Annotated in this window: 14 protein-coding genes; 9 read left to right on the forward strand and 5 right to left on the reverse strand. The window is 64.7% G+C overall.

Annotation, left to right across the window (positions count from 1 at the left end; genetic code table 11):
* Window positions 1-22 precede the first annotated feature (22 nt).
* Window positions 23-1,222 (reverse strand): tyrosine--tRNA ligase, encoded by a 1,200-nt coding sequence (tyrS, locus tag UB43_RS15440; RefSeq protein WP_045212596.1) that lies wholly within the window; start codon window positions 1,220-1,222, stop codon window positions 23-25.
* A gap of 182 nt (window positions 1,223-1,404) precedes the next feature.
* Between tyrS and UB43_RS15445 the strand changes: the two genes are divergently transcribed.
* Entirely contained in the window at window positions 1,405-2,847 is a 1,443-nt protein-coding gene (locus UB43_RS15445; protein ID WP_045212599.1) for a peptidoglycan DD-metalloendopeptidase family protein, read from the forward strand.
* Window positions 2,848-2,850: 3 nt separating this feature from the next.
* Entirely contained in the window at window positions 2,851-3,942 is a 1,092-nt protein-coding gene (locus UB43_RS15450) for an anhydro-N-acetylmuramic acid kinase (protein ID WP_045212601.1), read from the forward strand.
* Window positions 3,943-3,999: 57 nt separating this feature from the next.
* On the opposite strand, the gene erpA is transcribed toward UB43_RS15450, so the two are convergent.
* The 3 genes from erpA to UB43_RS15465 form a co-directional block, all read right to left on the reverse strand.
* Complete coding sequence (erpA, locus tag UB43_RS15455) at window positions 4,000-4,350, reverse strand: iron-sulfur cluster insertion protein ErpA (RefSeq protein WP_045212604.1); 351 nt, start codon at window positions 4,348-4,350, stop codon at window positions 4,000-4,002.
* Between the two features lie 135 nt (window positions 4,351-4,485).
* Window positions 4,486-5,520, reverse strand: coding sequence for an N-acetyl-gamma-glutamyl-phosphate reductase (gene argC, locus UB43_RS15460; RefSeq protein WP_045212607.1), 1,035 nt, complete (start codon window positions 5,518-5,520; stop codon window positions 4,486-4,488).
* Between the two features lie 89 nt (window positions 5,521-5,609).
* A complete protein-coding gene (locus UB43_RS15465; protein WP_052969570.1) occupies window positions 5,610-6,965 on the reverse strand; it encodes a chloride channel protein in 1,356 nt (451 codons plus the stop codon).
* A 146-nt stretch (window positions 6,966-7,111) separates the two neighbouring features.
* Between UB43_RS15465 and hemJ the strand changes: the two genes are divergently transcribed.
* The 4 genes from hemJ to UB43_RS15485 all read left to right on the forward strand — a co-directional run bounded on the left by hemJ (window position 7,112) and on the right by UB43_RS15485 (window position 10,575).
* Window positions 7,112-7,537 (forward strand): protoporphyrinogen oxidase HemJ, encoded by a 426-nt coding sequence (gene hemJ / locus UB43_RS15470; RefSeq protein WP_045212609.1) that lies wholly within the window; start codon window positions 7,112-7,114, stop codon window positions 7,535-7,537.
* Window positions 7,538-7,556: 19 nt separating this feature from the next.
* On the forward strand, window positions 7,557-8,525 hold the full coding sequence (locus UB43_RS15475) for a nitronate monooxygenase family protein (protein WP_045212612.1): 969 nt from the start codon (window positions 7,557-7,559) through the stop codon (window positions 8,523-8,525).
* 105 nt (window positions 8,526-8,630) lie between these two features.
* Window positions 8,631-9,731: a DUF805 domain-containing protein gene (locus UB43_RS15480; RefSeq protein WP_045212614.1), complete on the forward strand. Its 1,101-nt coding sequence runs from the start codon at window positions 8,631-8,633 to the stop codon at window positions 9,729-9,731.
* 55 nt (window positions 9,732-9,786) lie between these two features.
* Complete coding sequence (locus UB43_RS15485; RefSeq protein ID WP_045212616.1) at window positions 9,787-10,575, forward strand: SDR family oxidoreductase; 789 nt, start codon at window positions 9,787-9,789, stop codon at window positions 10,573-10,575.
* A 6-nt stretch (window positions 10,576-10,581) separates the two neighbouring features.
* Here UB43_RS15485 and UB43_RS15490 read toward each other — a convergent pair whose 3' ends face one another.
* Complete coding sequence (locus UB43_RS15490) at window positions 10,582-12,063, reverse strand: AAA family ATPase (RefSeq protein WP_045212617.1); 1,482 nt, start codon at window positions 12,061-12,063, stop codon at window positions 10,582-10,584.
* Window positions 12,064-12,156: 93 nt separating this feature from the next.
* Here UB43_RS15490 and UB43_RS15495 point away from each other — a divergent pair, with 93 nt between their 5' ends.
* The 3 genes from UB43_RS15495 to UB43_RS15505 all read left to right on the forward strand — a co-directional run bounded on the left by UB43_RS15495 (window position 12,157) and on the right by UB43_RS15505 (window position 14,130).
* Window positions 12,157-12,495, forward strand: coding sequence for a histidine triad nucleotide-binding protein (locus UB43_RS15495; RefSeq protein WP_045212618.1), 339 nt, complete (start codon window positions 12,157-12,159; stop codon window positions 12,493-12,495).
* A gap of 91 nt (window positions 12,496-12,586) precedes the next feature.
* Window positions 12,587-13,234 carry a 2-polyprenyl-3-methyl-6-methoxy-1,4-benzoquinone monooxygenase gene (gene coq7, locus UB43_RS15500; RefSeq protein ID WP_045212619.1) on the forward strand — a complete coding sequence of 216 codons (648 nt, stop codon included), beginning with the start codon at window positions 12,587-12,589 and terminating at the stop codon, window positions 13,232-13,234.
* 140 nt (window positions 13,235-13,374) lie between these two features.
* Window positions 13,375-14,130, forward strand: a complete 756-nt coding sequence (locus UB43_RS15505) for a carbonic anhydrase (RefSeq protein ID WP_045212622.1) — start codon at window positions 13,375-13,377, stop codon at window positions 14,128-14,130.
* The last annotated feature ends 50 nt before the right edge of the window (window positions 14,131-14,180 follow it).

The raw sequence follows: 14,180 nt of genomic DNA on the forward strand, positions 1-14,180 counted from the left end.
CAACGACTAATTTAAACTTTCTTCATTCAGCGACCAGGGAGACGCGAGCAAAGGCCTTCTTGCCAGCCTGCAGCACATGGATGGCACCGACCTTGAAGACAAAGCTGCGACCCACCACATCGCCATCCACACGCACGCCGCCAGAAGACAGCAGGTCGCGAGCGACAGCAGAGTTCTTCACCAGGCCCGCCTTATTAAGAACGGCACCGATCGGCAGATCCTCCGCCGCCGCTACTTCTACTTCCGGCAGGTCTTCCGGAAGCTCGCCTTCCTTCAGGCGATTGCCAGCAGACTTGTGCGCGGAAGCAGCAGCTTCTTCGCCATGGAAACGAGCGACGATTTCTTCCGCCAGCTTGATCTTGATGTCACGCGGATTGGCGCCAGCCTCGACATCCTTCCTGAAGCCCTCGATCTCTTCCATGGAGCGGAAGCTGAGGAGCTCGAAGTAACGCCACATCAGGGTATCCGGGATGGAAACCAGCTTGCTGTACATGACACCCGGAGCTTCCTGGATGCCGATGTAGTTGCCCAGGGACTTGGACATCTTCTTCACGCCGTCCAGGCCTTCGAGCAGCGGCATGGTCAGGATGCACTGCGGCTCCTGCTCATAGGCGCGCTGGAGCTCGCGCCCCATCAGCAGGTTGAATTTCTGATCAGTACCGCCGAGCTCGACGTCCGCACGCAGCGCTACCGAGTCGTAGCCCTGAACCAGCGGATAAAGGAACTCGTGAATGGCAATGGACTGATTGCTGGCATAGCGTTTGCTGAAATCATCGCGTTCCAGCATACGGGCAACGGTGTACTGGGAAGCCAGACGAATGAAATCAGCGGGGGAAAGCTGGTCCATCCAGGTGGAATTGAACGCCACCTCGGTCTTTGCGGGGTCAAGAATCTTGAAGACCTGGGCTTTGTACGTCTCGGCGTTGTCGAGAACCTGCTCGCGCGTGAGGGGTGGGCGGGTAACACTTTTCCCACTGGGGTCACCGATCATCCCAGTGAAGTCGCCGATCAGGAAGATCACCTGATGGCCCAGCTCCTGGAATTGGCGCAGCTTATTAATGAGGACGGTATGACCCAGGTGCAGGTCGGGAGCGGTCGGGTCGAAGCCGGCCTTGATACGCAGGGGCTGGCCGCGCTTGAGCTTTTCGATCAGCTCGGCCTCCACGAGAATTTCGTCTGCTCCGCGCTGGATCAGCGCCAGCTGCTCTTCGACCGACTTCATTGCAGGTTCCTGTACGTTGCGAATTGCGAAAGGGAACCAACGATACAAGAACAGGCACTAAAAACAAGTTTTGCCCAGCGCCAGAGGACAGGACGTCAGAAGCCCGACATCAGGGTTGCTTCAGAGGGAATTTGGTTATATTTTAGGCAGTTATTTCACATTCCAAAAACACCACTCACGCCATGACGCAATCCGATCAGAAAGCGCCGTACTACCCGAAGAGCCATCTGCTGGCCGCAAGCGGTGTAGCAGCGCTCCTCAGCCTGGCTCTGCTGGTGTTCCCCTCGGCCGAGGTCGAGGCGAAGAAGACCACGCTCAATCTCGAGCTGGAAAACGGCACCGAGCAGATCCTCCAGGAAAAAGACGACCTTCGACCCAATGCGGTCACGGAAGACAACGGCTCCTCCCCCTTCGCCCAGATCGAAGGCCAGCCGGACAACCAGAACAGCGCCGAAAAAGACGCGGGCAATAAGCACGATCTCGCCGACTCGAAACAAGCCTCCCCCTCCGCCCCCGCAGAACCTGCGTGGAAGAGCGTGACCGTGGGCAAGGGCGACACTCTTTCCAACGTGTTCGCGAAGGCCGGCCTGCCGGCTAACGTCGTGCACGACATGCTTGCCGCCAACAAGGACGCCAAGCAGTTCACTCGTCTGGATGTCGGCCAGGACGTGGACTTCCTCATCGACTCCAAGGGCGAACTGCAGGGCCTCAAGGTCAAGCGCAGCGATCTGGAGACCATCAGCCTGAACAAGTCTGCCAAGGGCTATGACTTCAAGCGCGATCTGGTCAAGCCCTCGGTGCACGCCAACTACGCCCACGGTCGCGTCGACAGTTCGCTGTTCGTCGCCGGCCGGAATGCCGGTCTTTCCCACGACCTGATCATGTCGATGGCCAACGTCCTCGGCTACGACATCGACTTCGCCCAGGATATTCGCGAGGGCGACGAGTTCGACGTGATCTACGAATCCCAGCAGGTACAGGGCAAGCAGGTCGGCACCGGCAGCATCCTGGCGGTGCGCTTCGTCAACCGCGGCAAGGAATACACCGCGGTGCGCTACACCAACAAACAGGGCAATACGAGCTACCTGCGCGCCGACGGCAGCAGCATGCGCAAGGCCTTCATCCGCACTCCGGTGGACTTCGCCCGCATCAGCTCGCGCTTCTCCATTGGGCGTTTCCACCCGATCCTGAACAAGATTCGTGCACACAAGGGCGTGGACTACGCGGCCCCTATCGGCACGCCGATCAAGGCGACCGGCGACGGCAAGATCCTCGAAGCCGGCCGCAAGGGTGGCTACGGCAACGCGGTGGTGATCCAGCACGGCCAGCGCTACCGCACCGTGTACGGCCACATGAGCCGCTTCGCCAAGGGCATCCGCTCTGGCGTGGCGGTGAAGCAGGGCCAGATCATCGGCTACGTCGGCATGACCGGTCTCGCCACTGGCCCGCACCTGCACTATGAGTTCCAGGTCAACGGCCAGCATGTCGACCCGCTGAGCGCCAAGCTGCCGACAGCCGATCCGCTGAGCGGCCCGGAGCGCAAGCGCTTCATGGCGCAGGCGCAACCGCTGATCGCGCGCATGGACCAGGAGAAGGCAACCTTCCTGGCCCTGAACAAGCGCTGAGCCATGCCGCTCTATCTGGGGGTGATGTCCGGTACCAGTCTCGACGGACTGGACATCGCCCTGATCGAGCAAGGCGAGCAGACCGCTCTGCTCGCCTCCCACTACCTCCCGATGCCTGCGGCACTCCGTGCCGATCTCCTGGCACTCTGTTCCTCCGGCCCTGACGAAATCGCTCGCTCCGCCCTTGCGGAAAACAGCTGGGTCCGTCTGGCTGCGCAGGGCATCAACGAACTCCTCGCCCGCGAGAGGCTCAGCGCCGGCACAATTCGCGCCATCGGCAGCCACGGCCAGACCATTCGCCATGAGCCGCACCTGGGCTTCACTGTGCAGATCGGCAACCCGGCACTGCTCGCCGAGCTGACCGGCATCGACGTAGTGGCCGACTTCCGCCGCCGCGATGTAGCCGCCGGCGGCCAGGGCGCACCGCTGGTACCCGCTTTCCACCGCGCACTGTTCGGCAGCGATGACCGCGAGTGCGCCATCCTCAACGTCGGCGGCTTCAGCAACGTTTCGTTGCTCAGCCCCGGCGAGCCGGTTCGTGGATTCGACTGCGGCCCCGGCAACGTCCTGCTGGATGCCTGGATTCAGGAGCAGCGCGGCGAAGCCTATGACCGCGACGGCGCCTGGGCCGCCAGCGGCAGCATCGACCCGGCGCTGCTGCAGAAGATGCTGGCCGATGACTTCTTCGCCGCCAAAGGCCCGAAGAGCACCGGACGCGAGCGCTTCAACCTGAACTGGCTGAACGCGGTCCTGGCCGACCACGGCCCGGTGAAGGCCGAAGACGTGCAGGCAACCCTGCTCGAACTGACCGCACAAAGCATCGCGGCAGCACTATTGGACGCGCAGCCCGGCTGCGAGGAAGTGGTGGTTTGCGGTGGCGGCGCCTTCAACACGACGCTGATGCAGCGACTGGCCGCGCACACGCCTGGCGCCAGCGTGATCAGCAGCCTCGACCGCGGAGTACCGCCGGAATGGATGGAAGCCATGGCCTTCGCCTGGCTGGCCCATCGCTTCTTGGAACGCGAGCCCGGCAACTGCCCGGAAGTCACCGCCGCCCAGGGCCCACGGGTTCTTGGCGCGCTCTACCCAGCCTGAACCCGGCCCACAAACAAAAACGCCGCGCATCTGCGCGGCGTTTTCGCTTTTACGGCATCAGATCGAGAAGGACTGACCGCAGCCGCAGGTGGTCGCTGCGTTCGGGTTCTTGATGACGAACCGCGAACCTTCGAGGCCTTCCTGGTAGTCCACTTCCGCACCGGCGAGGTACTGGAAGCTCATCGGATCGACCACGAGGTTGACGCCGTCGCGCTCGACGATGGTGTCGTCGTCCGCGGTGTCTTCATCGAAGGTGAACCCGTACTGGAAGCCCGAACAGCCACCGCCCGTGACGAACACCCGCAGCTTGAGGCGCGGGTTGCCTTCTTCGTCGATCAGGTTCTTCACCTTGTTCGCAGCGCCTTGCGAGAACATCAGCGGAGTGGGGGTGAAGGTTTCGATGGTCATGGTGAAAACTCTCCCGGCCGAGGCCGTACGTTACAACATTGCGGACCATTATCCGCTTACCCCAGAAAAACGGTCAACTAATCCGACTCATCCATTGGTCCAGATCAATCGGCCGCCTTCCGGGGCAGTCTTTCCTTACGGCAGCAGCGCGACGTTGGACAGGCCCAGGTGCTCATCCAGACCGAACAGGATGTTCATGTTCTGGATCGCCTGGCCGGATGCACCCTTCACCAGGTTGTCGATCACCGACAGGATCACCACCAGGTCGCCGCCCTGCGGACGGTGCACCGCGATGCGGCAGACGTTGGCGCCGCGTACGCTGCGGGTTTCCGGATGGCTGCCAGCCGGCATCACGTCGACGAACGGCTCGTTGGCGTAGCGCTCTTCATACAGCTTCTGCAGGTCGACGCCACGATCAGCGACGCGTGCGTACAGGGTCGCATGGATGCCGCGGATCATCGGGGTCAGGTGCGGCACGAAGGTAAGGCCGACATCGCCCTTGGCCGCGCGACGCAGGCCCTGGCTGATTTCCGGCAGGTGACGGTGACCTTTCACCGAGTAGGCCATCATGCTTTCACCGGCTTCGCAGAACAGCGAACCGACCTTGGCGCCACGACCGGCGCCGCTGACGCCGGACTTGCAGTCGGCGATCAGCTGACTGGCGTCGGCCAGGCCGTTTTCCAGCAGCGGGATGAAGCCGAGCTGGGTGGCGGTCGGGTAGCAGCCGGGAACGGCGATCAGGCGCGCGGACTTGATCGCCTCGCGATTCACTTCCGGCAGACCATAGACCGCCTCGGGCAGCAGTTCGGGCGCGCCATGGGGCTGGCCGTACCATTTGGCCCACTCTTCGGCGTCCTGCAGGCGGAAATCCGCGGACAGGTCGATCACCCGGGTACCGGTCGCCAGCAGTTCGCCGGCCAGTGCGTGGGCCACACCGTGCGGAGTGGCGAAGAACACCACGTCGCACTCGCCCAGACGCTTCACGTCCGGCACGCTGAAAGCCAGGCCGTCGTAGTGGCCTCGCAGGTTCGGGTACATGTCAGCGACTTTCACGCCCTCCTCGGAACGCGAGGTAATCACCTCCACGCGAGCCTGGGGATGCTGTGCCAGCAGGCGTAGCAGTTCCACGCCCGTATAACCCGTACCGCCTACGATACCGACCTTGATCATCTGCCTGTCACTCCACCTATGGGGCCAAATTCAGGGGCAGCCATGATATGAGCCGCTGCCCCCGCTGAACAGAGCGAATGCACGCAGGTTTAAGAGCCTTTGGTCGGAGCCAGGGTTTCCTGCATCTGACGAGCGAGCGCGTGATAGATCGGCAGCGGGTTCAGGCGCGCCGATACACCACTGGCCAGCAGCGTGGCGGCGAGGATTGGGATCAGCATGTCCGGGCTGTGGGACATCTCCACGGTGATCACCGTGGCGGTGAGCGGCGTACGCGTGACCCCGGCGAGGTAGGCAGACATCCCCAGCAGCGCCACTGCCGGCAGGCTTGCGCCGGGGATCAGCGGCGTCAGCCAGGGCGCCAGACTGGCGCCTACGGTGAGCGAGGGCGAGAACAGCCCACCGGGGATGCCGGCGATGAAGGAGATCACGTTGGCGATGAACTTCCACAGGAGGAAGTCATCTCCCACCACCGGATGCCCCTCGAGGATGGAACGGGTTTCGGCGTAGCCAGTGCCGAACACATGCTGCCCGGACAGCAAGCCGAGCAGCGCCAGCACCAGCCCGCAGGCAGCGGCAAAGCGGATCGGCCAGCGGCTGATGAAGCCGAGCGGGCCGCGCTGGGTCGGCAGCACCAGCCGGCAGTAAAGGCCGCCAAGCAAGCCGCCGAGCACTCCACAGGCCACCACGGCGATCCACGCCGGGCCCAGCGGCATGCTTTCCGAGAGACGACCGAAATAGCTGTAGCTGCCCATCAGGCCGAGCGTGACCATACCGCCGAGCAGGACGGCGGTGAGCACCAGCCCGCTGAAGCGTTGCTCGAAGGTGCGGCTCAGTTCCTCGATGGCGAAGACCACTCCGCCCAGCGGCGTATTGAAGGCGGCCGCGATGCCCGCCGCACCGCCGGCGATGATCAGGCCGGACACCGTGCGCTTGTCGTAGAGCCCCAGGCGACGGCCTAGCGAGTACATCAGGGCGGCGCCGATATGCACTGTCGGGCCCTCGCGGCCAGCCGAGGCTCCCACCAGCAGCGCCATCAGGGTCATCGCCAGCTTGCCCACGGCAATCCGCACCGACAGCAAGGCATTGCGATTGCGACTGCTGCGTTGCTCCAGCGCCACGATGACCTGTGGAATGCCGCTGCCACGAGTGTTCTTCAACGCCCCCTGGGTCAGCCACACCAAGCCGGCGAAGCCCAGTGGGCAAAGCAGCCACGGCCACCACGGACTTTTCGCGACCACGGCGCGGAACGTCGCGCTGGCGAGGTCCGCCAGATGCGCGAAGGCCAGTGCCACCAGGCCCACCAGCAGCGCACCGAGCCAGAACGCCAGGTTGCGCCGCCACTGGCGCAGCAATGGATGGCGCGCCAGCGGGCGCCTGGGCGCGGCACGAGCGGACGAATCACCAAGCGGCTCGCTGGAACTCTCCGGCGGTGTGGGTTCTGACATGGACACGAAGCCGGGCATCTTCCGGATGCCATGCGGCGCGCGCGGCAAACAGCCACGGACGGGATAGCTCAGTGTAATAGATGCAGGGATGACGCCATTGCACGACGCCACTACTATCGGCTCAACCGTGATTCGAGGAAGTTCCGATGCTTTACCTGTGGTTGAAAGCCTTTCACATCATTGCCGTGGTCTGCTGGTTCGCCGGCCTCTTCTATCTTCCGCGCCTGTTCGTCTACCACGCCATGAGCGAGGACGCCGCCAGCCGCGAGCGCTTCTGCATCATGGAGCGCAAGCTGTACCGCGGCATCATGGGCCCGTCGATGATCCTCACCCTCGCCCTCGGCGCCTGGATGCTCTACCTCAACCCGGCCTGGCTGACCCAGGGCTGGATGCACGCCAAGCTGACCCTGGTGGTCCTGCTGATCGGCTACCACCACGCCTGCGGAGCCATGCTCAAGCGCTTCGCCCGTGGCGAGAACGGCCGCAGCCATGTGTTCTACCGCTGGTTCAACGAAGTGCCGGTGCTGTTCCTGATTGCCATCGTGATCCTGGTGGTCGTCAAACCTTTCTGACCCCGACAAGGAGACTGTCATGTCCCTGCCCGCCCTGCTCGACCGCCGCCTGCGCATCCCTCTGGTGGCGGCACCGATGTTCCTGGTCTCCAACCCGCAACTGGTGCTTGCCTGCTGCAAGAGCGGCATCGTCGGCAGTTTCCCGGCGCTGAACCAGCGCGAGAGCAGCGGTTTCAAGGCCTGGCTGGAAGAGATCGAGGCCGGGCTGGCCGCCGACCCGCAGGCCGCGCCCTATGCGGTGAACCTGATCGTCCACAACACCAACCCGCGCCTGCAGGAAGACCTGAAGCTCTGCGTCGAGCACAAGGTGCCCATCGTCATCACCAGTCTGGGCGCGGTGCGCGAGGTGGTGGATGCGGTGCATAGCTACGGTGGCCTGGTGTTCCATGACGTCACCACCCGCCGTCATGCCGAGAAGGCCGCGCAAGCCGGTGTCGATGGCCTGATCGCCGTGGCCGCCGGCGCAGGTGGCCACGCCGGCACCTGGAGCCCGTTCGCGCTGGTCGCCGAGATCCGTCAGTTCTTCGACAAGACCCTGCTGCTGGCCGGTTGCATCAACCACGGCCACGAGATCCTCGCCGCGCAGGTGCTGGGCGCCGACCTCGCCTACCTCGGCACCCGCTTCATCGCCACCCGCGAGAGCGCCGCTTCCGAGGAATACAAGCACATGCTGCTCAACGCCCGCGCCGCCGACATCATCCATACCCCTGCCGTCTCCGGCGTGCCGGCCAGCTTCATGCGCCAGAGCCTCGAGGCCGCCGGCTTCGACATGCAACGGCTGAACGACAAGGGCGCGCTCGACTACGGCGAGAAGCTCAAGCCGGTCAGCGACGAGGCCAAGGCCTGGAAGACCGTGTGGTCCGCCGGCCAGGGTGTCGGCGATATCCGCGACCTGCCCGCGGTGGGCGAGCTGATCGCGCGGCTCGACCACGAGTACCGGCAGGCCTTGACGCGCAGCGCCGGCCTGTCCAACCAACTGCTGCTCTGAGCTGCGGCACCGCTCACGATATATCCGCCGGGGCCGCTTGTTGGCCCCCGGCGGCCCGATTACGCTGTAGTGATTCCAACATAGCCAGAAGACAAGGATGCCCCGATGGATCAATCCCGCTTCAAGATCGTGTTCGACGGCGCGCTGATGCCGCAGACCCCCCTGGAAACCGCCAAGGAAAACCTCGCCCGTCTGTTCAAGAGCGACGCCGCGAAGATCGAAGCCCTGTTCAGCGGCCAGCCGGTCGTGCTCAAGCGCGACCTCTCCGGCGATGAAGCCGACAAGTACCTGCGCGCACTCCATGGCGCCGGCGCCAACGCCCGCAAGGAAGCCGAAGGTGTTGCCGGTTTCAGCCTGGTGGAGACCGAAGACCACCCCAGCGAAGCGACCCTGGCCGCCCGCGCCGCCGGCGAAAGCGCCAGCAACGAGCGGATGACCTGCCCCAAGTGCGGGCATGAGCAGGCCACCGCCATCGAATGCAGCGCCTGCGGCATCGTCATCGAGAAGTACCTGGCACGCCAGGCCGAACTGGCGGCCTCCCCGGCGCCCACCGTGGCAGCCGCGGCTCCGAGCGCGGCGGCCTCCCCCTATGCGCCGCCGCAGGCGCAGGTCGGCGATGACCTGCCCGAATTCGGCGAGCTGAAAGTCCGCAGCCTGTCCGGCCGGATCGGTCGCGTACGCTACCTCGGCTGGTCCGCCGCACTGTCCTTCATCGTCTTCGGCGCCTACCTGGTCGCCAGCCTGCTGATGGCTGTCTCAATGCCCCTGGGTGTGGCCGCCATCGCCGCAGTGGTCATCGCTGCCGTGGTCTTCAGCGTGCCCATCGGCGTACAGCGCCTGCATGACCTGGGCTGGTCCGGCTGGCTCTGGCTCGTCCTGCTGGTGCCCTTCGCCAACGCCGTCCTCAGCCTGCTGATGCTGTTCATGCCCGGCGAGCAAACAGCCAACCGTTTCGGCCCGCCGCCGCCGCCCAACAGCACCGGCGTCAAGGTTCTGGCCTTCTCCTGGCTGCTGTTCCCGGTGTTTGGCGGTATCCTCGCCGCCATCGCGATCCCGGCCTACCAGAGCTACGTCGAACGCGCCCAGGCGGCGCAAGCCTCGCAGTACCAGCAGGGCGACGAAGCGGCCGATCCGGCGGCCACCGCGGAGCCTTCCGACGGCGACTTCAGCAGTGGTGACACCGAAGGCGGCGACTCGGACCAGTAATGCAACAACCCGTGGCGGGCGTGGTCGAACGCCACCCCGTCACAGAGACTCCTGAATGCCTCGTTTTGCCCTCATCACCGGCGCTTCCAGCGGTATCGGCCTGGCCCTGGCCGAAGCCCTCGCCCGCCGCGGCCAGGCACTGATCCTGGTGGCGCGCCAGCGCGATGCACTGGACAGCGCCGCCTGCGAGCTGTCTCAGCGTTTCGGGGTGGAGGTGCTGTTCCGCGTCTGCGACCTGTCCGAACCACTGCAGATCTCCGGCCTGTTGCATGAGCTGGAACAGAGCGGGCGGCAGATCGAGCTGCTGGTGAACAATGCCGGCGTCGGCACCTCCGGTGCCTTCATCGACCAGGACTGGTCCCGCGAGCAGGAACTGCTGGAGCTCAACGTCCTCGCCCTGGCGCGCCTGTGCCACGGCATCGGCGCGATGATGGAGCGCACGGGCGGCGGACGGATTCTCAACGTCGCCTCCATGGCGAGCCTCCTGCCCGGCCCCTGGATGAGCAGCTACTACGCCAGCAAGGCGTTCGTGCTGCATTTCTCCGAAGGTCTGCGCGAGGAACTCAAAGGCCGCGGCATCAAGGTCTCGGTGCTGTGCCCGGGGCCGACCCGCACGGCCTTCTACCGCAATGCCGACATGCGCCTGGGCAAGCTCGACGACGGCAAGCGAGTCATGACACCCGAGGAAGTCGCCTTCCTGACCGTGAAAGCGCTGCGCCGCGCGCCCGCGCTGATCATCCCCGGCTGGCGCAACCGTCTGTTCGCCTGTGGCGTGCGCCTGCTGCCACGCTGGGTCATGCGCAAGCTGGCCGGGCGCATCAACCGCCTGGCGCTGGCCAGCTAGCCAGGTTCAGTCCGCGCGTACCGTACGGCCATCGGCCCACGCGCGCAGGGCGGCCAACTCCTCGGCCATCACCACCGACAGCGGCGCGGTGCGGCGGATTTCCTCCAGCAGCAACGCCTGGTCCACGGACTTCTGCCGAGCCTGAGCGGCATAGAACGCACCAACCACCGCCTGCTCGATCTCCGCACCGGAGAAACCGTCGGCCGCTTCAGCCAGCCCGCCCAGATCGAACTGCGCCACCTCCAGCTCGCGGCGCACAAGGTGGATTCGGAAGATGTCCATCCGCACGGGATGATCCGGCAGATCGACGAAGAACAGCTCGTCGAAACGCCCCTTGCGTACCAGCTCCGGCGGCAGACGATCGATGGCGTTGGCGGTCGCCACCATGAACACCGGCGCCTTGCGCTCGGCCATCCAGGTCAGCAGCGTCGCCAGTACCCGCTGGCTGACACCGTTGTCCTGGTCACCGGTGGCCACGCCCTTCTCGATCTCGTCTGCCCAGAGCACGCAGGGCGCCATGCTGTCCGCGAGGCGCAAGGCCTCCCGCAGGTTGCGCTCGGTCTCACCGAAATACTTGTTGTAGAGGCTGCCGAAATCCAGGCGTAGCAACGGCAAGCCCCAGAGGCCGGCAACGGCCTTGGCCGCCAGGCTCTTGCCGCCACCCTGCACGCCCACCAGCAACACGCCCTTGGGCAGGTCCTTGTCCCTGCCCTCGGTGAAGGCGCTCTGCCGTTCGCCCAGCCAGCGTTTCAGACTGGCCAACCCGCCCACTTCGGCGAAGCGTGCGGTGTCGTGTTCGAAACTGAGGACGCCGTCGAGGTTGAGCAGCTCGAACTTGGTGCGATTGAGCTCCGGCAAGTCTTCCTGGGTAATCGCCCCATCGTTGCAGATCACACTGCGCGCCAGCAGCCGGGCCTCGCCGTGGGTCAGGCCGCGCAGGTTCTTCACCACCTGGCGCAGCGTGCGGTTGTCCGTGCGCACCCGTGCGCCCTGGTTGCGCTCGCTCCAGCGGGTCGCCTCCTCACGGACCAGCCCCACCAGTTCATCCTCGGAAGGCAGCGACAGCGCAAAACGCGCGGCGAATCGCTGGACTTCGGCGGGCAATTTCAGGGCATGGGAAACCAGCACCAGCGTGGGGCGGAAATTGCCCTCGGCCATGGCGATCTCCTTGAGCAGACGCACGGCACGCGGGTTATCCACCAGATAGGGATGCAGATCGCAGAGCACATAGAGGTTCGGCTGCGGGTCGGCCTTGATCAGGCGCAGGGCGTTCTCGGCCTCACGGCTGTCGCCCTCGCCCTGGGGCTCTCCACCAAAACCCAGGCGCTGCAGGCCTTCGGTCGCCGACCACAGCTGCAGGTTGAGCCCACGACGCACCGCCAGACCGGTCAGGGTCTCCAGCACGCGAGGTTCATCCCAGGACTCGATGACGATCAGCTTGACCCTGGAGTCGAGCACCAGGCCCAGATCATGGATATCGTTCTGCACGCTTGCTCCTTGCGTTGGCCGGCCCGGAACTGGGCGCGGCGATCGACGGCCGCTAAACTCCTGCTCCTGACCACACGACTGGAGGAGCATTTCGTGGACTGTCTGTTCTGCAAGATCGTCGCCGGGGACATTCCCGCGCGCAAGCTCTATGAAGATGACCAGGTCATCGCCTTCCACGACATCGGCCCGCAGGCGCCGGTGCATTTCCTGGTGATCCCGAAGAAGCACATCTCGACGCTCAATGACCTGGCCGAGGCGGACAAGCCACTGGCCGGGCACATCCTCTTCACCGCCCAGCGGCTGGCGAAGGAACAGGGCTGCGACGAGGGCTTCCGCGTGGTGATGAACTGCAACGACCTCGGCGGCCAGACCGTGCACCACATCCACATGCACGTGCTGGGTCAGCGCCAGATGCACTGGCCGCCGGGTTGATCGGGCAGAAGAAGCTGCGCGCACCTCGGCAAGACCTGTCATTCTCCATCCGGTAAACTGCCGGGCGAATGTTCCTACTCGGAGGTGCGCCATGTCCGCCGACCGTCAATACTCCCCCGCCGACCGCTTCCTGCTGCAGGCCGACGCCGCGCTGCGAACCCTGCTGCCCTTCAGCGGTCATCCGGGACGCCCGTCCCCCGCCATCGTCCAGCCCGACACCGAGCTCAGCGAGACTGACGCCCGCCACGTGGCCGGCCTGATGCGCATCAACCATACCGGCGAGGTCTGCGCCCAGGCGCTGTACCAGGGCCAGGCACTGACCGCCAAGCTGCCGAAGGTGCGCAAGGCCATGGAAGAAGCGGCCGACGAAGAGGTCGACCATCTTGCCTGGTGCGAGCAGCGCATCCGCGAACTGGGCAGCCGCCCGAGCGTGCTCAACCCGTTCTTCTACGGACTGTCCTTCGGCGTCGGCGCCGCCGCCGGGCTGATCAGCGACCGGGTCAGCCTGGGCTTCGTCGCCGCCACCGAAGACCAGGTCTGCAAACACCTGGACGAACACCTGGCGGAAATCCCCGCCGAGGACCAGAAGTCCCGCGCCATCCTCGAGCAGATGCGCGAGGACGAGGAGCACCACGCCACCAGCGCCATCGAGGCCGGCGGCCTGCGCTTCCCGGCGCCGGTGAAGTTCGGCATGACGCTGCTGTCCAAGGTGATGACCAAGTCCACCTACCGGATCTGATCCCTCCGGGGCGAAGCCCCCGCTTCGGCCCGGGTCTTTTCCTTGCGTTGAAGGAAAAATTCCCAAGCCCTTTCTGCTGCCTTCCACGCCGCCATCACGCCGTGGATGCTGCTCCGGCTGTTCACCCAACCGGAGTTTCCATGCGCTTCATCAGCAGTTTTACCTCGCTTCTCGCACCACTGTGCCTTGCCCTGTCCACCGCTCACGCCGCCGATGCCCACTGGACATACAACGGCGACCAGGGGCCAGCGCACTGGGGAGAACTGGGCAGCCCGCTGTGCGCCAGCGGCCACGAACAATCACCGATCAACGTGGAGAATGCCGAGGTCCAAGCGCAGAAGGTCGACGCCTCGCAGCTCCAACTTCACTATGGCCAGATACCGCTCAAGCTGATCAACAACGGCCACACCATTCAGGCAAGTGCAGCCGAGGGCGACACCCTGACCTACAAGGGCACCGAATACCGCCTGCTGCAATTCCATTTCCATACGCCCAGCGAGCACCAGATCAATCACAAGGCCTATCCCATGGAGATGCATCTGGTTAACCAGGACAAGGATGGGCACCTTCTGGTCCTCGGACTGATGATCAAGGCAGGCCATGCGAACAAGGAGCTGGCCTCGTTATGGAAGCAACTGCCGGCCAAGGAAGGACAGGAAGTTCAACTGGCTGCCAAGCTCGCGCCAAATCTTTCCAAGCTGATCCCCGCGGCGAGCCACCACCTGTTCTACCACGGCTCACTCACCACTCCGCCGTGCACCGAAGGCGTGCAGTGGGTGCTGTTCGAGAATCCCATCGAAATGTCGAAGCAGCAGATCGGCCAGTTCCACAAACTGTTCCCGGACAACCACCGCCCGACTCAGTCGGCAACCGGGCGCGAAGTGGACGAGGACTGAGCAAACAGAAGCGAAAAGGGCGCCCACTGGGCGCCCTTTTTCAACGTGCG

The organism is Pseudomonas sp. 21 (assembly GCF_000955805.1).
In the GTDB taxonomy this organism is placed as follows: Bacteria; Pseudomonadota; Gammaproteobacteria; order Pseudomonadales; family Pseudomonadaceae; genus Pseudomonas.

Coding starts and splice junctions, on each gene's coding strand:
- erpA (WP_045212604.1), bottom strand. CDS start 4,350: ATGACCATCGAAACCTTCACCCCCACTCCGCTGATGTTCTCGCAAGGC.
- coq7 (WP_045212619.1), top strand. CDS start 12,587: ATGTCCGCCGACCGTCAATACTCCCCCGCCGACCGCTTCCTGCTGCAG.
- UB43_RS15465 (WP_052969570.1), bottom strand. CDS start 6,965: ATGTCAGAACCCACACCGCCGGAGAGTTCCAGCGAGCCGCTTGGTGAT.
- UB43_RS15445 (WP_045212599.1), top strand. CDS start 1,405: ATGACGCAATCCGATCAGAAAGCGCCGTACTACCCGAAGAGCCATCTG.
- UB43_RS15450 (WP_045212601.1), top strand. CDS start 2,851: ATGCCGCTCTATCTGGGGGTGATGTCCGGTACCAGTCTCGACGGACTG.
- UB43_RS15480 (WP_045212614.1), top strand. CDS start 8,631: ATGGATCAATCCCGCTTCAAGATCGTGTTCGACGGCGCGCTGATGCCG.
- UB43_RS15505 (WP_045212622.1), top strand. CDS start 13,375: ATGCGCTTCATCAGCAGTTTTACCTCGCTTCTCGCACCACTGTGCCTT.
- argC (WP_045212607.1), bottom strand. CDS start 5,520: ATGATCAAGGTCGGTATCGTAGGCGGTACGGGTTATACGGGCGTGGAA.
- UB43_RS15485 (WP_045212616.1), top strand. CDS start 9,787: ATGCCTCGTTTTGCCCTCATCACCGGCGCTTCCAGCGGTATCGGCCTG.
- hemJ (WP_045212609.1), top strand. CDS start 7,112: ATGCTTTACCTGTGGTTGAAAGCCTTTCACATCATTGCCGTGGTCTGC.
- tyrS (WP_045212596.1), bottom strand. CDS start 1,222: ATGAAGTCGGTCGAAGAGCAGCTGGCGCTGATCCAGCGCGGAGCAGAC.
- UB43_RS15475 (WP_045212612.1), top strand. CDS start 7,557: ATGTCCCTGCCCGCCCTGCTCGACCGCCGCCTGCGCATCCCTCTGGTG.